Genomic DNA, 20,364 nt, shown 5'->3' on the forward strand with positions numbered 1-20,364 from the left:
GGGTGGCGGCGGGCCTGTGGGACGGGCCGGGATGATGGGCGCAGGAGCGACCGGTCACCTCCGATCATCCATGGACCGCTGACGAAGGCGAGCGGGTCACGCCGGTTTTCGCAGGCACGACAGAGATTTGGTGCGCCATCCTGCGATCTCGCACGAAGTCGCCGCACGTCGGCGCGCGTCTGCGAGGCGGATTGAGCAGGCCGCCGCAAACCATTGCCGCTTCGGTCAAACCCGTCCGCGCCGCCCTTCGGCCAGCCACATCGCCAGCACGGCCGCCGCGATCGCCGCCAGCGCCGCGAGACCGAGGCCCAGCGGATAGACCGAGACGCCCCGCACCACCGCGCTGTCGCTCGGGCGGAAGCCGATCCAGTCCGAGCCGGAGAGCCGGCCGGAGCGGACGATCTGCAGCCGCGGGATCGCGAGCCCGCCGCCCACCTCGGCGAGGCGGCGCACCGAGCCGCCGGTGGCCTCGGCGATGCCGCGCAGGCGCTCGGTGTCGCTGAACACGTCGACCAGCTCGCGCGGGTTGGCCGGGCCGACGCTGACGAAGGCGACGAGGGTGCCGGCCCGCAGGGTATGCAGCCCGAGCTCGTCGGCCTCGAAGGTGGCGGCGAACAGGCCCGGCTTGTCGGGGTTCAGCGTCAGGGTGCGGCTCCTGCCGCCCGGCGCCGTGACGGTGACGGGCTCGGTGGTGTCGCCCATCGTCTGGCGCTCGACCCGGACCTCGCGACCATGGCCCGTAGTCGAGGCCCGCAAGGCCTCCTCCTCCAGGGCCGGCTCCTTCATCAGCCAGTGGCCGAGGCGGCGCAGCAGGTCGAGATGCGGCCCGCCCCCCTCGTAGCCCCGGGCCCAGAGCCAGGCATGGTCGGACAGGAGGAGCGCCACCCGGCCCTTCTCCTCGCGGGAGAGAGCGAGCAGCGGCAGCGCATCGGCGCCGGCCATGATCGGGGTCACGCCGGGGCGAACCTCGGCGCCGATCAGGCGCAGCCAGTCGCCCCAGGCCGGGGGCGAGGCCTCGGAGCCCGGCAGGTCGCGGGTGACCGGATGGCGCTGGCCGCTGCCGGTGAGGGCCGCCTTGTAGGGCCGCTCGACCACGCGGCCATTCGGCTCGCCCGGCAGGATGGCGGCAAGCCGCGTGCGGGCGAGGCTCGCGGCCGAGGCGAATTCGGGCCCCGCCGCGATCAGGAGCGCCCCGCCCTCGCGCACGTAGCGCACGATGTTGTCGAAGTAGCTCGACGGCAGCACGCTCTGGTTGGCGTAGCGGTCGAAGATGATGAGGTCGAAGTCCTTGATCTTCTGCTGGAACAGCTCCCGCGTCGGGAAGGCGATCAGCGACAGCTCGGAGATCGGGGTGCCGTCCTGCTTCTCCGGCGGGCGCAGGATGGTGAAGTGGACGAGGTCCACGTTGGCATCGGACTTGAGGAGGTTGCGCCAGGTCCGCTCGCCGGCATGCGGCTCGCCGGAGACGAGCAGCACCCGCAACTTCTCGCGAATGCCCTCGATCGGCAGCACCGCGCGGTTGTTGGCGGTGGTCAGCTCGCCCGGCAGCGCCTCGGCCTCGATCTCGACGACGTTGGGACCCCCGTGCTCGACCCGCAGGGTCAGGTTGAAGGGCTGGCCGGTGCGCACGGACTGGCGCACCACCTCCTCGCCGTCGCGGCGCACCGTCACCACCGCCGATCCGGTGCCGCCGCGCTCCATCACCTCGGCCCGGACGGTCTGGTCGCGCCCGACGATGCCGAAGCGCGGCGCCTCGATCAGGCGGATCTGCCGGTCGCGCTCGTCGGGCCGGCCGGTGACCAGCACGTGGAGCGGCGCCTTGAAGCTCGCCGAGGAGAGGTTGGCCGGGATGTCGTGAACGACGCCGTCGGTCAGCATCACCACGCCGGCGAGGCGATCGGGCGGCACGTCGGCCAGCGCGCTGGACAAGGCCGTGAACAGCCGCGTGCCCTCGTCGCCGCCGGCCTCCGGCACCTCGACGAAGCGCGGCTCGATCGCGTTGAGCGTACCGAGGCGCCGCTCCAGCTCGGCCCGCACCCGGTCGGTCATCGCCGGCCGGTCGCCGAGGCCTTGCGAGCCCGAGCGGTCGACCACGACGGCGACGATATCCTTGACCGGCTCGCGCTCCTCCTGGACCAGCGAGGGATTGGCCAGCGCCAGCAGCACCAGGGCGAGGACAAGGACGCGCAAGAGCGCCACCGGCCCGCGGGCCAGGACGGCGACCCCGGCGAGGATCGCGGCGAGGCAGCCCAGGGCCCAGAGGGCCGGGACGGGGACGAGCGGGGCGAGGCTGAGGCTCAGCATAAGTGGTACCGTTGTAGGGTGCGACGCCTCACTGCCCCAACCGCTCCAGGAGCGCCGGCACGTGAACCTGGTCGGCCTTGTAGTTGCCGGTGAGCGCGTACATCACGAGGTTGACGCCGCCGCGGAAGGCCATCTCACGCTGCCGCGGATCGCCGCCGACGAGGGGGTAGAGGGCTTCGCCGCGTCGGCCGATGGCCCAAGCGGAGGCGAGGTCGTTGCCGGTGATGACGATCGGCGAGACGCCGTCGCCGGCCCGGGCCGGGCGGCGCTCGCCCCCGTCGCCTCCCGGCGGCAGGGCCTCGACCCAGGTCTGCCCGGTCGCATAACGGCCGGGAAAGCCGTCGACGAGGTAGAACGCCTTGGTGAGCACGTGGTCGCGGGGCACCGGCTCGAGTTCCGGCACCTCGAGGGTCGCGAGCATGCGCTGGAGGTAGAGCGCCTCCGGCGTCGGCGGGCCGCCGGGGCGGGCGGTCATCGCGTCGCGGGTGTCGAAGATCACCGTGCCGCCATTCTTCATGAACGCGTCGATCCGGCGGATCGCCGCCTCGCTCGGCTGCGGCCGGTTCGGCACGATCGGCCAGTAGATCAGCGGGTAGAAGGCGAGTTCGTCCCGGACCGGGTCGATGCCGGCGGGCTCGCCGGGTTCGAGCGCGGTGCGGCTCGCCAGCATCTGGGTCAGGCCCGCGAGACCGGCCCGGCTGGTCTCGTCGACGGCCGCGTCCCCGGTGACCACGTAGGCGATGCGGGTGACGAGCGCCGATTCGATGCCGTTCGGCCGGTTGGCGGCGGGTTCGACCGCGCGGGCGGTCTCCGGTGCGGCCCCCAGCACCAGGAGGCCGAGGATGAGGGCTGCGGCGGCCGGCCGGCGGCGCAGGCGCGCCGCCATCCGCCCGAGGAAGCCGCCGAGCCACAGGCTCGCCAGGGTATCGAGGGCGAGACACAGCAGGGCCGTGAGGAAGAACGGGCCGCGCAGGTCGCGGGTGCGGGCCTCCTCCAGGCCGCCGAAGCGGGCACCGGAGAGCGCCTTGAGGTCGAGGGGCTTCAAACGATCCTCGGCAGTGAGCGCGTTGACGGCGAGGCCGCCATCGGCCGGGCCGTAATAGCCCGGCGGATGCTCCGGCGTCGCCCGCTCTGTCCAGGTCGCCGGCACCGCCCGGGCGGTGGCCGGGGGAGGCTTCAGGGCGCCGAACCCGTCGAGGGTGAGGCGCGGGGCCAGCACCGGCGGCGGGGCGCCCGGGCCGGCGCCGGTGGTCGGCGGGGTGGTGCCGGCGAGCGCGACGACCCGGCGCAGCATGGTCACGAACAGGCCCGACAGCGGCAGGTTCGACCAGGTGGTGTCGGCGGTGACGTGGACCAGGACCACGAGGCCCTCCCCCCGCTTGGTGGCGGTGACGATCGGGGTGCCGTCCTGCAGGGCGGCCCAGGTGCGCCGGGCGAGCTCGCCGTCCGGCTCGGCGAGAATCTGGCGCCGCACGCCGATATCCGCCGGCGGCGTCAGGCCCGCGAAGGGGCTCTCGGGTGAGAAGGGCGCCAGGGTGCGCGGGCTGTCCCAGGACAGGGTGCCGCCGAGGGTGCGCCCGCCCCGGCGCAGGCGCACCGGCACGAGGTCGTCGCTGCCGGCGGCGAGACGCGGGCCGGCGAAGCGCAGGAGCAGCCCTCCCTTGTCGACGAAGGCGGAGACCCGCTCCAGGGTCGCGGGGTCGAGGGCGCCGACATCGGCCAGCACCAGCACCGAGACCTGGGAATCGAGCATCTGGCCGATCGACTCGGCGACGCCGCGCCCGGCTCGGGGCTCCTGCACGTCGGCGAAGGGGGTCAGCGCCCGGGAGAGGTAGTAGGTCGGCGAGAGGAGCGGCTGGGCCTGGTCGGCGGTGCCGCCGAAGACGAGGCCGACCCGGCGCCGCCGGCCGCGCTCGTCGGCCAGCACCACGGCGCCGGCCGAATGCTCGCCCGCCACCTCGAACCGCGCGATGGTGTTGCGCAGCTCCACCGGCAGGTCGAAGCGGACGTCCGCTGCGGTGGCGTCGCCGGGAAACAAGAAGGTCGTCTCGGCGAGCGGCAGGCCCTTGGCGTCGAGGGCCCGGACCGTGCCGGCATCGCGCCCGTTGGGTGCGGCGCGCACCACGCTGACGCCGAGCTGGCCGCCCGAGGCATCCGGGCCGGCAAGGCCCAGGGCCGGCGGCCGCTCGGCCTTGAGCACGGTGACGTCGGCGCGGTTGCGCGACGCGAAGGCGGCGAGGCCCGCCGGGAAGGCGTCGCCGTCCGGTCCCGCCACGCCGTCGCTGACCCAGACCACGGCGCTGCCCGGATTCCGCTCCAGGAAGGCGCCGAGCCCCGGCAGCTGCGCCGACCGGTCGGCGAGGTGCGGCAGCGGCTCGATCGCGCGCAGGCGCTCCAGGGCCGGGCCGGGACCGGTGGCCTCCAGCCCCGCCGGGGCCGCGGCGGTGGCCAGCAGCGCCACGGGCCGCCCGGCCCGGGAGGCCGCCTCGACCTCGGCGGTGGCGACGCGAACCCGGTCGCGCCAGTCCTGTGCCGAGGAAAACCCGTTGTCGAGGATGAGGAGGAGCGGCGTGCGCCCGTCGCCCACGGCTTGCGGCGTGGGGTTCCAGACCGGCCCCGACACCGCCAGGATCAGGCAGGCGGCGGCCAGCAGGCGCAGGGCCAGGAGCCAGGGCGGGGTGCGGGCCGGGGTCTCGCGCTCCGGCAGCAGGTCGGCGAGGATGCGCAGTGGCGGGAAGTCGATCCGCCGCGGCCGCGGCGGCGTCACCCGCAGCAGGTACCAGAGCGCCGGCAGGGCGAGGAGTGCCGCGAGGGCGGCGGGGGCGGCGAAGCTGAGGGGCAGTCCGAACATCGAAGGCGTCCTCAGCCCGCGCCGCGGGCGGCGGCAACCAGGGTGACGAGGCGAAAAGCCGCCTCGCTCGCCGGCCGGTCCGTGCGGTGCAGCGTGAGCGTCCAGCCCTGGGCCCGGACGATCTCCGCCAACGCGTCGCGATGGGCACGGATCCGCCGGCGATAGGCCTCGCCCCAGGACGCGGCGTCGCCGACCCTGAGCGACAGGCCGGCTTCGAGGTCGTGCAGCTCGGCCTGGCCGGAGAACGGGAACGTCTCCTCGACCGGATCGATCACCATCACCAGGTGGCCGCGGCTGCCGGCGGCGGCGATCGCCGCGACCGAGGCCCGCACCTGCTCCGGAGGGCTCAGGAAATCGCCGATCAGCACCACCTCGTCGAACCGGCCGACCGGCGCGCGGGGCGGCAGGTCCTCGTCGAGGCCGGACGTGTCGGCGACGAGGGTCTCGGCCATCCGCTCGACGATGGTGCGGGTGGCCTGCGGCCGCGACAGGCCGAGCAGCCCGACCCGCTCGCCGGCCTCCACGAAGGCGTCGCCGAGGGCCAGCCCGAGAACCAGGGCGCGCTCGATCTTGGGCGCCTGGGCGAGGGTGGAGCCGAAGCCCATCGAGGCCGAACGGTCGACCCAGAACCAGACGGTGTGGGCCGCCTCCCATTCCCGCTCGCGGACGTAGAGCCGATCGTCCCGGCCTGAGCGGCGCCAGTCGATCCGGCTCGCCGCCTCGCCTGCGACGAACGGGCGGAACTGCCAGAAGCTCTCGCCCGGGCCGGACCGGCGGCGACCGTGCAGGCCGTGCGCCAGGGTCGCGGCGACCCGGCGGGCCTCCAGGATCAGGCGCGGCATCCGCTCGGCGAGCGAGAGGGCGGTCTCGGTCTCCCGCCGACCGGGCGTGCGGGCGGCCGCGTCGAGGACGCGCGTCGAGGCCACCGGGGTCAGAGCCGCCCGACGAGGCGGCCGATCAGGCCGGGAATCGTCTCTCCGTCGGCGCGGGCCGCGAAGGTGAGCGCCATGCGGTGCTTCAGCACCGGCTCGGCGAGGGCCGCGACGTCGTCGACGGAGGGGGCGACCCGGCCCTCGATCAGCGCCCGGGCGCGCACCGCCAGCATCAGCGCCTGGCTGGCGCGGGGGCCGGGGCCCCAGAGCAGCTTGTCGGCGACCAGGGCGTCGCCCCCGACAGGGCGCGCGGCGCGCACGAGGTCGAGGATCGCGTCCACCACCGCCTCGCCGACCGGCAGGCGCCGCACCAGGCGCTGGGCCGAGAGCAGGGCTTCGGTGTCCATCACCGCCTGCGGCCGGTGCTCCTCGGCGCCGGTGGTCTCGAGCAGGATGCGCCGCTCGGCGGCGCGGTCGGGATAGCCGACGTCGATCTCGAGGAGGAACCGGTCGAGCTGCGCCTCGGGCAGCGGATAGGTGCCTTCCTGCTCGATCGGGTTCTGGGTCGCCAGCACGTGGAACGGCCGCGGCAGGTCGTGGCGGGCGCCGGCCACCGAGACGAAGCGCTCCTGCATCGCCTGAAGCAGGGCCGACTGGGTGCGGGGGCTGGCGCGGTTGATCTCGTCCGCCATCAGGAGCTGGGTGAAGACCGGTCCGCGCACGAAGCGGAACGAGCGGTGCCGGTCCTGGTCCTCGTCGAGGATCTCGCTGCCGAGGATGTCGGAGGGCATCAGGTCGGGGGTGAACTGCACCCGGCGCGCATCGAGCCCGAGCACGGTGCCGAGGGTCTCGACCAGCTTGGTCTTGGCGAGGCCCGGCAGGCCGACGAGCAGGCCGTGGCCCCCCGCCAGCACCGTGACCAGCGCGAGGTCGACCACATTCTCCTGCCCGAAGATGACGCCGTGGATCGCCTCCCGGGCGCGCCCCACGCTGGCGAGGCAGGCCTCCGCGGCGGCGACGATGCCGTCATCCATCTGGGTCGCGGCGGCCGGCGCGCTGGCTTGGGTCATGCGGGATCCTCGTCGTCATCCGGGGGCCTTGCAGCCCCCCTATCGAGGTCCGCGAGTGTGGATCCCTTCCGCACCGCAAGGCAAGGTCGGCGCGACGACGCAGGGCGCGGGACGCGGCGCAGCTTTCGCACGGCGTGCGGAATCATTCCTCGCGGCGTTCAAATCAGTAGCTGTTCAGAGAAAGAAGAGGCGCGGGCGATCCCCTCTCCCCGCCCGCGGGGAGAGGAGAAGCGCACGCCTCCTGCGGCAGCGCCTCGCGCAGGATTGATGGATGATCGGTGCCGCCTCACGGCTCCTTGCAGGAAAAACTCTCCGCCTTGTCCGCCTCGCCGCCCTGGTAGCGCGCCTCTTTCGGGAACGGGCAGAGCGGCCGCGTGCGGCCCGGGAAGGCGGTGCCGCGGGCCAGCAGCCGCTCGGGCGCCTCACCGCGTTCGGTCCAGGCTTCGATGGCGGTAAGCGGGTCGAAATCGTCGAGGGCCGGCCCACCGCCGCAATGGGTCATGCCGGGCACCAGGAACAGGCGCGCCCGTTCCGCGAGCGCCGCCGCCCCGCCGTTGTGGCGGGTCAGCTCCTGCCAGTGATCGACGAGGTCGCGGGCGGAGAAAACCGGGTCGGCCACGCCCTGGTAGACGAGGAGCCGGCCGCCGCGTGCGGCGAAGGTCGACAGGAAGGTGCCGGTCGGATCGTTGAGGGCGGCGGTCTCGGCGGTGCGTGGGGTGTCGCGGTCGAAGTCGAAGCGGAGCGCGTCGAAGCCCGGATCCGGCGGGGTGAGGAAGTAGTTCGCGATCGACGCGGGGCCGAGGGTGGCGTTGCGCGCATTCGGTGTCCCCGTCTTCGAGGTGCCGAGCTTCCAGGCCCGCCAGCCCGGCGCCGCCAGGCCCGGATCCCAGGGCCAGGAGGCGTAGACCGGCCGCTCCTGCGAATCACGAGCGCCGCCGAAGCTTTTCCGCAAGGCCTCGACCTGCGGGTGGCTGAGGCAGGTGCCGGTCTTGTCGCCGGGACAGGCGAGGCTCGCGGGATCGAACCGGCAGGAGGCCACGGCCTCGACCGTGCCGTCGGTCAGCCCGTCGGCGGCGTCGCAGGTCTTGAGGACGGACTGCGCCACGAGATCCAGGTCGCCTTGGCTGAAGGCCTCGGCCAGGATCGGCTTGCCCTCGGCGGTCTTCGGGGCGGCGGACAGGAAGGCGCGCGTGTCCCAGATCTGGCCGAGGGCCGCCCGGGTGAGCCGGAAGGCCGGAGCCCCGGCGACGATGCCGTCGAAGGCGGTGGGAAAGCGGGTCGCCGCCATCAGGGCGGAGCGGCCGCCATTGGAACAGCCCATGAAGTAGGCATGCGCCGGGGCGCGGCCGTAGCGGGCGGCGATCAGCGCCTTCGCCTCCTGCGCCACGGCGCCGACGGACCGATAGGCGAAGTCGATCCGCGCCTGCTGGTCGAGGCCGAAGGAGGCGTCGGCATTGTCGCGGCCGCGATGGCCGGAATCGGTCGAGGCGACGGCGTAGCCGCGCAGCAGGGCCGGCGGTGCCGTCGCGCCGGAGACCGGGATCGCGCCCAGGGCCTCGCCGACCACGCCGTCGAGCCCACCGCCGCCCTGGAACAGGAAGCGGCCGTTCCACGTCTCCGGCAGGCGCAGCTGGAAGCCGATTCCGTACTCGACGCCCCCTGCCCCGACCCGCGGGTCGATCGTGCCCTCGACGAGGCAATGGGCCGGCAAAGCCGCCTTCGCCCGAGCGGCCCCGGTGAGGGCGGCCCGGCCCGGGTTGTCGGCCGGCAAGGTGCCGGCGGGTACGGCCTCGGTTCGCGTGATGCGCAGGTCCGGCCGGGCGAGGCGCACGAGGTCGCCGCAGGCGAGCGGGGCGGCGAGAGCCGGCGGAGCGAGGGAGGCGGCGATGACGATGGGCAGGGCGAGCCCTGCTCCCCGCGTGACGTTGCGTGCCATCAGTCCCTCCCCCAGAGATCCGCCGGATTCTTGCGCACATGACGCCGTTGCGGCCGACACTCGGCCTCGGCGCGTCCGCGCCGTCAAGCGACGGCGGCGCGGATCGTCGGTGGGAACCCTGCGGCAGCACGCGCCCTGTCGCCGCGACCGGGCGGGGCGACGCGGTGCCGGTGATGAATCCCCGCAGCCGACGCCGCGGCACGACTGGATCCAGGTGAACATTCTGGAGGCGCTGCGCCAGCACTGGCGCAGTCGATCTGCCGGAGATCGGCGTCATGCCGACATTCGCGACGGTCTACGACGACATGCCGCTCGTGTAGCAGCGGAGAACAGGGATCGCTTGCGCCGGTCGAGCGTCGCGGCGCCCCACTTCACCCCAGCTCCGTCACCAGGAACTCCCGCACCGCCCCCGCATCGATCCCCGGCGCGATGAAGCTTCTCCCGATCCCGCGGGCCAGGATGAAGGTGAGCGCGCCGTCCCGGACCTTCTTGTCCTGGCGCATGGCGTCGAGGAGCTGGTCGGCGTCGCCGCTTCCGCCCGGGACCTGGGCGAGCGTGGTCGGCAGGCCGGCGAGCGCCAGGTGGTTGGCGACGCGGCCGGCATCCTGGCCCGGGCACAGGCCGAGCCGGGCGGAGAACCGGAAGGCGAGGCACAGGCCGATCGCCACTGCCTCGCCGTGGACGAGGCGGGCGGAGTCGTAGGCGGTCAGGCGCTCCAGGGCATGCGCGAAGGTGTGGCCGAGATTGAGCAGCGCCCGCTCGCCATCCTCGCGCTCGTCGCGCACCACCACCCCGGCCTTGGCCCGGCAGCAGGCGGCCACGGCGGCCTCGCGGGCCGGGCCGCCCGAAAAAATCTCGGCGAGGTTCGCCTCGCACCAGGCGAAGAACTCGGGAGAATCGATCAGCCCGTACTTCGCCACCTCGGCGTAGCCGGCGCGCATCTCGCGCAGGGACAGGGTGTCCAGGGAGGCGGTGTCGGCGATGACCAGGCTCGGCTGGTGGAAGGCGCCGACGAGGTTCTTGCCGTGAGGCGAGTTGATCCCGGTCTTGCCGCCGACCGAGGAATCGACCTGGGCGAGGAGCGTGGTCGGCGCCTGGACGAAGCGCACGCCCCGGCGCAGGGACGCCGCCGCGAAGCCCGCCAGGTCCCCGACGACGCCGCCGCCGAGGGCCAGGACGAGGTCGCCCCGCTCGACCCGGTGCGCGATCAGCCCGTCGCAGACCTGGGCGAAGCCCGCATAGCTCTTCGAGCCCTCGCCCGGCGCCACCGCGATCAGGGCAGTGCGCAGGCCGGCCCGCGCCAGCGAGGCGGTGACGGCCTCGCCGTACTCCGCCGCCACGGTCTCGTCGCTCACCACCCCGACGGCCCGGGCCCCGAGGGCCGCGACCCGGGGGCCGATCTCGGCGAGCAGCCCGCGGCCGATCAGGATGTCGTAGGCCCGGCCCCCGTCGAGAGGCACGTGAACGGTCTCGCTGTGCACTGTCGTCCTCGAAATCCGTCGGAGGTCGTCTACTGGGCGGCCAGGCCGTGGCCGGCGAAGTCAGGCGCGGCGGAAGCCGGATCGTCCACCGCGTCGCGTACCGGATCGGCCGCCGGCCCCTCCGGCGCAGGGCCTTCCGCCTCTCCGCCGGCCATCTCCCCGCCCGCCATGTAGAGGTCGAGGGCCTCGAGCACGTCCTGCACCACCCGGTCGTGGGAGACGTCGCGGGACACCACGACCACGTCGGCCCCGCCATAGACGGGATGGCGCAGGTCCATCAGCCGGCGCATCGTGCCCTCGGGATCCTCGTTCTGGAGCAGCGGCCTGCCGGGCCGCTTGCGCACCCGGCGCATCAGCACGTCCAGCTCCGCCTTGAGCCAGACCGAGACCCCGGCCTCGCCGATGCGCTGGCGCGTCTCGGCCCGCATGAAGGCGCCGCCGCCGGTGGCGAGCACCATCGGGCCCTCGCGCAGGAGGCGGGCGATGACCCGCTCCTCGCCGTCGCGAAAGCTCGGCTCGCCATAGATGGCGAAGATGTCCGGGATGGTCAGGCCGGCCGCCGCCTCGATCTCGTGGTCGGCGTCCTTGAAGATCAGGCCGAGGCGCCCCGCCAGGCGCTTGCCGACGGTGCTCTTGCCCGCGCCCATGAGCCCGACCAGCACGATCGAGCGCAGGCCGAGACCCCGGCGCACGCGCGACTCGATCGACTGTTCATGAGGGGGACGCTGGTTCATGCGGCGTTCTTTAGCCTGTTTTTCGCGCAGGGCGAAACGGCGGATGTCCGGGAAAACCATCGGTTTTCCCCTCCTGTCCCTCCGTCCGCCTCGGCACCCGCGCAACAGCCGCCGGCTTTCGGCCGGCACAGGTCCGGGCGGACTTGCCTCAGGGGACGACGCGTGGTCGAACCGACGGCCAAGGCGGCCGAGCTTCCTGACGCCCGCGCCGCTCGTTGTCACGCGTAGTCCCGGGACCCCGCCGACGTGCCGACCCTCTTCCGTTTCCTGGCCGTGGTGGCGATCCTGGCCGGGCTCGCCTTCGCGGCGATGTTCGCCCTCGCCACCTTCGTCGAGCCGACCCCGCGCGAGATCACCGTCACCATTCCGAACACGAAGCTCCAGCCGAAATGAGCGCCGCGATATGAGCGCCTTGGGTCCCCAGGACCTGATGCACGCCTATCTCGACATGCTGGCGGCCGAGCGCGGTGCGGCCGCCAACACGCTCGAGGCCTACCGGCGCGACCTCGACGACTACCTCGCCCACCTCGCGGGCAAGCGGATCGATCCCGGCGCGGTCGAGGCCGCCGGCATCCGGGCCTATCTCGCCGAGCTGGAGGCACGCGGCCTCAAGAGCACCTCGGCGGCGCGCCGGCTCTCCTGCGTGCGCGGCTTCCATCGCTTCCTCTACGCGGAGGGGATGGCCGAGGCCGATCCCACGGCCCCGGTCTCCGGCCCGAAGCGCGGCCGCGGCCTGCCGAAGGTGCTCTCCGTGGCCGAGGTCGACCGGCTGCTCACGGTCGCCAAGGAGGCCGCCGCCAAGGCCGCCAGCGCCGAGACGCCGAACCCCGCCGAGGCGGCGCGGGCCGGGCGGATGCACTGCCTGATCGAGCTCCTCTACGCCACGGGCCTGCGCGTCTCCGAGCTGGTCGCCCTGCCCCGCGCCGCCGGCTCCACCAAGGAGCGGTTCCTGGTGGTGCGCGGCAAGGGCGGGCGCGAGCGCCTGGTGCCGCTGACGGAGGTGGCGCGCCAGGCCATGGCGGCCCATCTCGCCACCCTGACCGCGCCCGGCCCCTGGCTGTTTCCCGCCGACAGCGAGACCGGCCACCTGACCCGCCAGGCCTTCGCCCGCGACCTGAAGGCGGTGGCTGCCGCCGCCGGCATCCGCACCGACCGGATCAGCCCCCACGTCCTGCGCCACGCCTTCGCCAGCCATCTCCTGCAGAACGGCGCCGACCTGCGGGTGGTGCAGGAACTCCTCGGCCATGCCGACATCTCGACGACGCAGATCTACACCCACGTGCTCGACGAGCGCCTGAAGCAGATGGTCCGCGACCTCCATCCCCTGGCGAGCGCCTGACGCCACCACGACGGACGGGTGACGCTGCGACCCGGGCGACCTATCTGGACCTCCGAGGCGGCAGAAGCCGCGAGGGGGAAGCGCACGTGCCGGTCTCGACCTTGTCCATCGTCGCCCAGGTCCTGGCGCTGGCGCTCATCGTTGCGACCCTGCTGCCGTTCTGGCGCAGCCGGGCCGGGCTGGTGCGCACCTTCGACTTTCCGCGCTTCCAGATCGCCGCCGCGATCCCGCCGGTCCTCGTCCTGCTGATGCTCGCCGGGCAGGATCCGGTGTCCCTCGCCCTCGGCGCCGGGCTCCTGGGAGCGCTCGGGCTGCAATTGCGGCACATCCTGCCCTTCACCCGCCTGACCGGGCCGAAAGCCGGCGCCGCGCCGAAGGATGCGGATCCGGCGGCCTGCGTCTCGATCCTGATCGTCAACGTGCTGCAATCGAACCGGGCCTATCACCGGCTGCTCGCGGTGGCGGAGGCGAGCGATCCCGACCTGATCCTGGCGCTCGAGACCGATGCGGCCTGGCGCGACGCGCTGGCCCCCTTGCGGGCGCGCTATCCCCACGGGGTCGATCAGGCGCAGGACAACACCTACGGGCTGATCCTCTATTCCCGCCTGCCGCTCGACGACCTGCAGGTGCGCTTCCTGATCGAGGATGACGTGCCGTCGGTGCGCGCCGGCGTCACGCTGCCCTCGGGTGAGCGCTTCACCTTCCACGGCGTCCATCCGCGCCCGCCGCATCCGGGCCAGAGCAGCGCGACGCGGGACGGGGAGCTGGTGCTGGTCGCCCGCGAGGTCGCGCGGGAGGGCGGTCCCGCCGTGGTGGCGGGGGACCTCAACGACGTCGCCTGGTCGCGCACCACGCGCCTGTTCCAGGCCATCGGCGGCCTCCTCGACCCGCGGGTCGGACGGGGCGCCTACCCGACCTTTCACGCGAACTGGCCGATGCTGCGCTGGCCCCTCGACCACGTCTTCTTCAGCGAGCATTTCCTGCTCGCCCGGCTGGAGCGCCTGCCGAATGTCGGCTCCGACCATTTCCCGATCCTGATCGCCCTGTGCCGCGATTCCCGGGCCGAGGCCGTCCAGGAGCCGCCGGCGGCGGATACCGAGGATCGCCGCGAGGGCGCCGAGGCGGTGGCGGAGGCACGGGAGGCGGCCGGACCATAAAAGTCAGACAGTATGACTTTTCGGCCGGGCGCGGGCGTGCTGTAAGAGGCTGATCGGCGCCGCTCGGGCGCCTCCCCGGTCGGTACGTCACGCGGATGCGCGCACCCTTTGCCATGCCCCCTGTCGCCCCCGGTCTGGTGGTGATCCCGGCGGCGCGCGCCCGGTCCAACCATGCCGAGGTGGCGCGCAACCTCGGCATCGCGGTCATCGCCGGCCGCTACCCGGCCGGCGCCAAGCTGCCGGGGGACGGCGAGTTGCTGGCAACCTTCCGGGTGTCGCGGCCGGTGCTGCGCGAGAGCGTCAAGACCCTGGTGGCGAAGGGCCTTCTGACCACCAAGGCGCGGGTCGGCACGGTGGCGCGCGAGCGCGCGGCCTGGAACATGTTCGATGCCGACGTGCTGGCCTGGCACCTGGAGGCCGGCATCGACCGGCGCTTCCTGCGCGACCTCGCGGAGATCCGGCTCGCGGTCGAGCCGGCGGCGGCGGCGCTCGCGGCCGAGCGCCGGACCGCCGACGACCTCGCCGCGCTGGAGGCGGGCCTTTCGCGGATGCGGGCCGAACCGTCCGATTCGGAAGCTTTCGCGGAGGGCGACCTCGCGCTCCACGTCGCGGTGGCGGGGGCGTCCGGCAACCCGTTCATGCGCTCGATCGGCGGCGTGATCGAGGTGGCGCTGCGGGCCTCGTTCCAGCTCAGCGCCCCGGTCGAGGCCGCGGAGCGCGAGACCACGCTCGCGGCCCACGCGGCCATCGTCGCGGCCATCGCGGCGCGCGACCCGCAAGGCGCGGCGTCGGCCGTCCGCCGGGTCATCCATAACGGCCTGCGCCGCCACGGCGCCGCGGCCTGAACAACCACGGAGGCAAACGCCATGACGATCGCTCCCCGCCCCTATCGCGGCGTCTTCCCGGTCGCGCCGACGATCTTTCACGAGGATGGCACCCTCGACCTCGACGGCCAGCGCCGGGCGATCGACTTCATGATCGAGGCCGGCTCCAACGGCCTGTGCATCCTCGCCAACTTCTCCGAGCAGTTCGTCCTCACCGATGCCGAGCGCGACGAGGTGATGACGGCCGTGCTGGAGCACGTCGCCGGCCGGGTGCCGGTGATCGTGACGACCACGCACTTCGCCACCCATATCTGCGCCGAGCGCTCGCGCCGGGCGCAAGACCTGGGCGCCGCCATGGTGATGATCATGCCGCCCTATCACGGGGCGACGATCCGGGTGACCGAGGCCGGCATCGAGCGGTTCTTCCGGCAGGTGTCCGACGCGATCTCGATCCCGATCATGATCCAGGACGCGCCGGTCTCCGGCACCACGCTCTCGGCGGCCTTCCTGGCGCGGCTCGCCCGCGAGGTCGAGAACGTCTCCTACTTCAAGATCGAGACCGCTCAAGCCGCGGCCAAGCTCCGCACGCTGCTCGAACTCGGCGGCGACGCGATCGAGGGCCCCTGGGACGGCGAGGAGGCGATCACGCTACTCGCCGACCTCGATGCCGGCGCCACCGGCGCCATGACCGGTGGCGGCTACCCGGACGGCATCCGCCAGATCATCGACCCCTATCTCGCCGGCCGGCGCGACGAGGCGGTGCAGGCCTATGGCCGCTGGCTGCCCCTCATCAATTACGAGAACCGACAGACTGGATTGGCCGCCGCCAAGATCCTGATGAAGGAGGGCGGCATCATCCGCTCGGATGCGGTGCGGGCGCCGCTGGAGCTGCCGCATCCGGCGACCCGGGCCGGGCTGATCGAGATCGCCCGGAGCCTGGATGCGGCGGTGCTGCGCTGGGGGCGGTGAACCGGTTCCGCCCTCCTGGATCCAGGCTTGCGGATACCGCGAGGGCGGCACGACGCGAACTACAACCGCGCCCTCACCTCCTCGACCACCCGCTCCGGCGTGAAGCCGAAATGCCGGGCGAGGTCGGCCTCGGCCCCCGAGGCGCCGAAGCCGCTCATGCCGATGAAGCCGCCCTCCTCGCCGAGATAGCGGTCCCAGCCGAGGCGCACCGCCGCCTCGATCCCGACCCGCACGGTGCCCGGCCCCAGGATCTCGCGACGGTAGGCGGCGTCCTGGCTCTCGAACAGTTCCCAGGACGGCATCGAGACGACGGCAGTCGGAACGCCCTCGTCCTCCAGCCGGCGGCGCGCCTCGACGGCGAGCGCCACCTCGGAGCCGGTGGCGAGCAGCGTGACGCGGCGAGGACCAGACGCTTCCTCCAGCACGTAGGCGCCGCGGGCGGAACAGTTCTCGCCCGAGCCGTCGCGGCGCAAGGCTGGCATGGCCTGGCGGGCGAAGATCAGCGAGGACGGGCCTGTGCGGTTGCCGAGGGCGATCTCCCAGCATTCCGCCGCCTCGACGGCGTCGGCCGGGCGCAGGACCAGCATGTTGGGGATGGCTCGCAGGGAAGCCAGGTATTCGACCGGCTGGTGGGTCGGCCCGTTGCGGCCGATGCCGATCGAATCGTGGCTGAACACGAACGGCACCGGAAGCCCCATCATGGCGGCAAGCCGCAAGACGGGGCGCAGGTAATCGGAGAAGACCAGGTAGGTGACGCCGACCGGCACCACGCCGCCATGGGCGGCCATGCCGTTCATCATCGCCCCCATGGCGTGCTCGCGGATGCCGTAATGGACGTAGCGCCCGCCCTGGTCCTCGGCGGTGAAGGCTTTCAGGCTGCGCTTGTGCTGGGTCGCGCCCTCCAGGTCCGGCGCGCCGGAGAGGAGTTCGGGAATCGCCTCGGCGAGGCGGTCGACCAGCTCGCCCGACAGGGCGATGCCGGATTGCGCCTTGCCCGAGCGGGCGGCCTCCTCGCGGAAGGCGCGCAAGGGGGCGTCCCAGCCCTCCGGCAGCCTCCCCTCGCGCAGGCGGTCGAGGAGGCGGCGACGCTCCGGCGGCAGGGCGGCGACCCGGCGCGTCCATGAGTCGAAAACCGGGGCGTTGCGCGCGCCGGCCGCGCGCCAGGCGGCGCGGATCTCGTCCGGGATCTCGAAGGCCGGGTGCGGCCAGTTCAGGGCCTTGCGGGCGGCTTCGCTCAACGAGGCCGGGATACGGGCCGAATGCGCCGCCCGCGTGCCCTCGACGCCGGGCAGGCCGCGGCCGATCACCGTGGTGCAGCGGATCATCGAGGGGCGAGGATCGGCCTTGGCCAGCAGCAGCGCCGCCGACACCGCCTCGATATCGTGGCCGTCGACCTCCTGGACGTGCCAGTGGCTGAGGCGGAACCGCGCCGCCATGTCGTCGCTCAGCGCGAGGTCGATCGCGCCGTCATCCGTCATCCGGTTGTCGTCCCAGAGGAAGGTGAGCTTGCCGAGGCCCAGGTGGCCGGCGAGCGAGATCACCTCCTGGCCGACCCCCTCCTGCAGGCAGCCGTCGCCGACGAGGGCATAGGTGCGGTGGTCGATGATGTCGGGCCCGAGCCAGCGGTTCAGGTAGGCCTCGGCCAGCGCCATGCCGGCGGCGTTGGCGATGCCCTGGCCGAGCGGCCCGGTCGTGGTTTCGATGCCGTGGGCGGGGGCGTATTCCGGGTGGCCCTCGCAGGGAGAGCCGAGCTCGCGGAAGCGCTTGATGTCGTCGAGCGCGATACCCTCGTAGCCAGAGAGATGCAGCAGTGCATAGAGCAGCATCGAGCCGTGGCCGTTCGACTCGACGAAGCGGTCGCGGTCGAACCACAGGGGCTCGCGGGCCAGGAACTTGAGGTGGCGGGTAAAGAGCGCCGTCACCGTATCGGCAGCGCCGAGCGGCGTGCCCGGATGCCCCTCGCCCACCCGCTCGATGGCGTCGATGGACAGGAAGCGGATCGCATCCGCGAGCGCGCGCGGCTCGGTGCCGGTCATCGGGGTCCCTCCCGGGGATTGTCGGGTGCTCTTGAGGCAAGCTCACCCAACCGTCCCCGGGAGCGGAACTCAAACGAGTTTTATCCGTGCCAAGATGAGCGGGATTCATCTCCCGCACGCCTCCGCCTTCAGGCGGCGATCAGACCTCCCATCCGGGCCACCCGGCCGAGATGATGGTCGGCGTCGCCGAACAGCTGGTCGATCATCGTGACCCGCTTGAAGTAGTGGCCGACGCTGTACTCCATGGTGACGCCGACGCCGCCATGGAGCTGCACCGCGCCCTGGCCGACGATGCGGCCGGAGCGGCCGATCTGCACCTTGGCGCCGGCGATGGCGCGGGCGCGCTCCTCGGCGTCGTCCTCGCCCGCCATCATGGTGGCGAGGAAGGCCATCGAGCGGGCCTGCTCCAGGGCGATGAACATGTCGGCGGCCCGGTGCTGGAGCACCTGGAACGAGCCGATCGTCACGCCGAACTGCTTGCGGGTCTTCAGGTACTCGACCGTCAGCCTGTGCATCCGGTCCATCGCCCCGACCGCCTCGGCGCAGAGCGCGGCGATCGCCTCGTCGGTCACCCGCTCGATCACCGGGAGCGCCCCCGAGGGATCGCCGATCACCCCCTCGGCTCCGACCCGGACCGAGGACAGCGACACTTCCGCCGCCCGCATCCCGTCCTGGGTCGGGTAGCCGCGGCGGGAGACGCCCTCGGCATTGGCCTCGACCAGGAACAGGCCGATGCCGTCCCGGTCGCGCCGCGAGCCGGCGGTGCGGGCCGAGACGATCAGCCGGTCGGCGCTGTCGCCGTGCAGGACGAGCGACTTCTCCCCCTCCAGCACCCAGGACTCGCCGTCGCGGCGCGCGGTGACGCCGACATCCTGGAGGTCGTAGCGGGCCTGGCGCTCGGAATGCGCAAAGGCGTAGCGGTTCTCCCCGGCGATGAGACCGGGAAGCCACTCGGCCCGCTGCTCCGGCTTCGCTGCGTGGCGCAGCACGCCGCCGGCGAGCACGACCGTGGCGAGGTAGGGTTCGAGCGCCAGCGCGCCGCCGAACGCCTCCATGACGATCATGGTCTCGACCGGCCCGCCGCCGATGCCGCCATCCTCCTCGGAGAACGGCACCGCGAGCAGGCCCTGCTCGGCGTAAGAGTCCCACATCGCCTTCGAGAAGCCTTCGGGCTCACGGCCGTAGCGCTTGCGGGATTCGAAATCGTAGCGGTCGGCGAGGAGCCGCTCGACGCTGTCCTTGAGGAGGCGCTGCTCCTCGCTCAGATCGAAATCCATCGGGTCGTTTCCGTTCTCGCCGGCGCCTGAGCGCGGCTGTGCCTCTGCATCCTGCCCGCGACCTCATCCTGAGGTGCGGGCGACAGCGAGCCTCGAAGAGGGCTCCAGAAGTCTCCACGATCCCTGGAGCCCTCCTTCGAGGCCAGCCCATCGTCGATGGACTGGCACCTCAGGATGAGGTCGAGGGTTGGAGGGGCCGGCGTGTCCTGCTTCGTGGCCGTCCCTCCCGCCGTGCTCAGAGCCCCAGGATCGCCTTCGCGATGATGTTCTTCTGGATCTCGTTCGAGCCGCCGTAGATCGAGATCTTGCGCCAGTTGAAGTAGGTCGGCGCGGCGGGGCCCGCCCAGTCGGGACCGACCGGCGGCTCGTTGCTCAAATGCTCGTCGCCCTCGTCCTCCGGCACGTAAGGCAGGGCATAGGGGCCGACGACCTCCAGGAGCAGCTCCGTCGTGGCCTGCTGGATCTCCGAGCCCTTGATCTTAAGGATCGAGGAGGCCGGGTCCGGCTTGCCCTTCTCGCGGGTGCGCTCGGCGGCGACGACGCGCAGCTGCGTCATCTCCAGGGCCTTCAGCTCGATCTCGAGCGCCGCCAGCTTCTCGCGGAAGCGCGGATTCTCCAGGATCGGGGTGTCGCCGACCCGCTCCAAAGCCGCCAGCTCCTTCAGGCGCCGGATGCGCTGCTTCGAGACGCCGACGCGCGCGATGTTGGTGCGCTCGTTGCCGAGCAGGAACTTGGCGTAGTCCCAGCCCTTGTTCTCCTGGCCGACCAGGTTCTCGACCGGCACCTTGACGTCGTCGAAGAAGACCTCGTTGACCTCGTGCCCGCCATCAATGGTCTGGATCGGCCGCACAGTGATGCCCGGCGTCTTCATGTCGATGAGGAGGAAGCTGATACCCTCCTGCTTCTTCACCGTGGCGTCGGTGCGCACAAGGCAGAAGATCCAGTCGGCGTACTGGCCGAGCGTGGTCCAGGTCTTCTGGCCGTTGACGATGTAGTGGTCGCCTTCGCGCACGGCCTTGGTCTTGAGCGAGGCGAGGTCGGAGCCGGAGCCGGGCTCGGAGAAGCCCTGGCACCACCAGTCGTCGAGGTTGGCGATGCGGGGCAGGAAGCGCTTCTTCTGCGCCTCGTTGCCGAACTGGGCGATCACCGGCCCGACCATGTAGACGCCGAATTGCAGCGGCGACGGGGCCGGAAAGCTCTGCAGCTCATCCAGGAAGATGTACTGGCGCACCGGATCCCAGCCGGTGCCGCCCCACTCGACGGGCCAGTTCGGCACCGCCCAGCCCTTCGTGTTGAGGATCTTCTGCCAGGTGACGATGTCGTCCTTCGACGGGTGACGGCCGTCGACGAGCTTCTGGCGGATCTCCTGCGGCAGGTTCTCCTGGAAGAAGGTGCGGACTTCCTGGCGGAAGGCGCGTTCCTCGGGGGTGAAGCGAAGGTCCATGGGGTGCCTCCTCGGGAGGTGAATTGGTCTCGATAGTGGCCCCGCCCCTGAACCCTCCCCCCCTCTGCGG

General features: G+C 72.6%; 15 protein-coding genes. 5 read left to right on the plus strand and 10 right to left on the minus strand.

The window, feature by feature from the left end:
- Positions 1-225 precede the first annotated feature (225 nt).
- The 7 genes from VQ03_RS16290 to VQ03_RS16320 all read right to left on the minus strand — a co-directional run bounded on the left by VQ03_RS16290 (position 226) and on the right by VQ03_RS16320 (position 11,248).
- On the minus strand, positions 226-2,304 hold the full coding sequence (locus VQ03_RS16290) for a membrane protein (RefSeq protein WP_048451946.1): 2,079 nt from the start codon (positions 2,302-2,304) through the stop codon (positions 226-228).
- A gap of 28 nt (positions 2,305-2,332) precedes the next feature.
- A complete protein-coding gene (locus VQ03_RS16295; protein ID WP_048451947.1) occupies positions 2,333-5,155 on the minus strand; it encodes a DUF4159 domain-containing protein in 2,823 nt (940 codons plus the stop codon).
- An 11-nt stretch (positions 5,156-5,166) separates the two neighbouring features.
- Positions 5,167-6,081: a DUF58 domain-containing protein gene (locus VQ03_RS16300; RefSeq protein WP_048451948.1), complete on the minus strand. Its 915-nt coding sequence runs from the start codon at positions 6,079-6,081 to the stop codon at positions 5,167-5,169.
- Between the two features lie 5 nt (positions 6,082-6,086).
- Complete coding sequence (locus VQ03_RS16305) at positions 6,087-7,097, minus strand: AAA family ATPase (protein ID WP_048451949.1); 1,011 nt, start codon at positions 7,095-7,097, stop codon at positions 6,087-6,089.
- A gap of 286 nt (positions 7,098-7,383) precedes the next feature.
- A complete protein-coding gene (locus VQ03_RS16310) occupies positions 7,384-9,033 on the minus strand; it encodes a tannase/feruloyl esterase family alpha/beta hydrolase (RefSeq protein WP_048451950.1) in 1,650 nt (549 codons plus the stop codon).
- Between the two features lie 371 nt (positions 9,034-9,404).
- Complete coding sequence (gene aroB / locus VQ03_RS16315) at positions 9,405-10,493, minus strand: 3-dehydroquinate synthase (RefSeq protein ID WP_245292104.1); 1,089 nt, start codon at positions 10,491-10,493, stop codon at positions 9,405-9,407.
- Between the two features lie 50 nt (positions 10,494-10,543).
- Positions 10,544-11,248, minus strand: coding sequence for a shikimate kinase (locus VQ03_RS16320; protein ID WP_083468043.1), 705 nt, complete (start codon positions 11,246-11,248; stop codon positions 10,544-10,546).
- A gap of 246 nt (positions 11,249-11,494) precedes the next feature.
- Between VQ03_RS16320 and VQ03_RS16325 the strand changes: the two genes are divergently transcribed.
- The 5 genes from VQ03_RS16325 (at position 11,495) to VQ03_RS16345 (ending at position 15,537) form a co-directional block, all read left to right on the plus strand.
- The gene (locus VQ03_RS16325) at positions 11,495-11,641 is read left to right on the plus strand and encodes a hypothetical protein (RefSeq protein ID WP_048451952.1); all 147 of its coding nucleotides are present in this window, start codon (positions 11,495-11,497) and stop codon (positions 11,639-11,641) included.
- A 10-nt stretch (positions 11,642-11,651) separates the two neighbouring features.
- Positions 11,652-12,587 (plus strand): site-specific tyrosine recombinase XerD, encoded by a 936-nt coding sequence (locus VQ03_RS16330; RefSeq protein WP_048451953.1) that lies wholly within the window; start codon positions 11,652-11,654, stop codon positions 12,585-12,587.
- An 86-nt stretch (positions 12,588-12,673) separates the two neighbouring features.
- The gene (locus tag VQ03_RS16335) at positions 12,674-13,744 is read left to right on the plus strand and encodes an endonuclease/exonuclease/phosphatase family protein (RefSeq protein WP_048451954.1); all 1,071 of its coding nucleotides are present in this window, start codon (positions 12,674-12,676) and stop codon (positions 13,742-13,744) included.
- A gap of 113 nt (positions 13,745-13,857) precedes the next feature.
- Positions 13,858-14,589, plus strand: coding sequence for a FadR/GntR family transcriptional regulator (locus VQ03_RS16340; protein WP_048451955.1), 732 nt, complete (start codon positions 13,858-13,860; stop codon positions 14,587-14,589).
- Between the two features lie 21 nt (positions 14,590-14,610).
- On the plus strand, positions 14,611-15,537 hold the full coding sequence (locus VQ03_RS16345) for a dihydrodipicolinate synthase family protein (RefSeq protein ID WP_048451956.1): 927 nt from the start codon (positions 14,611-14,613) through the stop codon (positions 15,535-15,537).
- A gap of 59 nt (positions 15,538-15,596) precedes the next feature.
- Here VQ03_RS16345 and VQ03_RS16350 read toward each other — a convergent pair whose 3' ends face one another.
- The 3 genes from VQ03_RS16350 to pimC all read right to left on the minus strand — a co-directional run bounded on the left by VQ03_RS16350 (position 15,597) and on the right by pimC (position 20,294).
- The gene (locus tag VQ03_RS16350; RefSeq protein WP_048451957.1) at positions 15,597-17,573 is read right to left on the minus strand and encodes a transketolase family protein; all 1,977 of its coding nucleotides are present in this window, start codon (positions 17,571-17,573) and stop codon (positions 15,597-15,599) included.
- 128 nt (positions 17,574-17,701) lie between these two features.
- The gene (locus VQ03_RS16355; RefSeq protein ID WP_048451958.1) at positions 17,702-18,850 is read right to left on the minus strand and encodes an acyl-CoA dehydrogenase family protein; all 1,149 of its coding nucleotides are present in this window, start codon (positions 18,848-18,850) and stop codon (positions 17,702-17,704) included.
- 235 nt (positions 18,851-19,085) lie between these two features.
- Positions 19,086-20,294, minus strand: a complete 1,209-nt coding sequence (gene pimC, locus VQ03_RS16360; RefSeq protein WP_048451959.1) for a pimeloyl-CoA dehydrogenase large subunit — start codon at positions 20,292-20,294, stop codon at positions 19,086-19,088.
- Positions 20,295-20,364 lie beyond the last annotated feature (70 nt).

The sequence above is a fragment of the Methylobacterium tarhaniae genome, from assembly GCF_001043955.1.
GTDB lineage: Bacteria > Pseudomonadota > Alphaproteobacteria > Rhizobiales > Beijerinckiaceae > Methylobacterium > Methylobacterium tarhaniae.

What these genes read in the sequence shown, in the direction of transcription:
- VQ03_RS16355 (WP_048451958.1), bottom strand. Translation starts at nt 18,850, where the DNA reads ATGGATTTCGATCTGAGCGAGGAGCAGCGCCTCCTCAAGGACAGCGTC.
- VQ03_RS16320 (WP_083468043.1), bottom strand. Translation starts at nt 11,248, where the DNA reads ATGAACCAGCGTCCCCCTCATGAACAGTCGATCGAGTCGCGCGTGCGC.
- VQ03_RS16350 (WP_048451957.1), bottom strand. Translation starts at nt 17,573, where the DNA reads ATGACCGGCACCGAGCCGCGCGCGCTCGCGGATGCGATCCGCTTCCTG.
- pimC (WP_048451959.1), bottom strand. Translation starts at nt 20,294, where the DNA reads ATGGACCTTCGCTTCACCCCCGAGGAACGCGCCTTCCGCCAGGAAGTC.
- VQ03_RS16310 (WP_048451950.1), bottom strand. Translation starts at nt 9,033, where the DNA reads ATGGCACGCAACGTCACGCGGGGAGCAGGGCTCGCCCTGCCCATCGTC.
- VQ03_RS16290 (WP_048451946.1), bottom strand. Translation starts at nt 2,304, where the DNA reads ATGCTGAGCCTCAGCCTCGCCCCGCTCGTCCCCGTCCCGGCCCTCTGG.
- VQ03_RS16330 (WP_048451953.1), top strand. Translation starts at nt 11,652, where the DNA reads ATGAGCGCCTTGGGTCCCCAGGACCTGATGCACGCCTATCTCGACATG.
- VQ03_RS16295 (WP_048451947.1), bottom strand. Translation starts at nt 5,155, where the DNA reads ATGTTCGGACTGCCCCTCAGCTTCGCCGCCCCCGCCGCCCTCGCGGCA.
- VQ03_RS16345 (WP_048451956.1), top strand. Translation starts at nt 14,611, where the DNA reads ATGACGATCGCTCCCCGCCCCTATCGCGGCGTCTTCCCGGTCGCGCCG.
- VQ03_RS16340 (WP_048451955.1), top strand. Translation starts at nt 13,858, where the DNA reads ATGCCCCCTGTCGCCCCCGGTCTGGTGGTGATCCCGGCGGCGCGCGCC.
- VQ03_RS16305 (WP_048451949.1), bottom strand. Translation starts at nt 7,097, where the DNA reads ATGACCCAAGCCAGCGCGCCGGCCGCCGCGACCCAGATGGATGACGGC.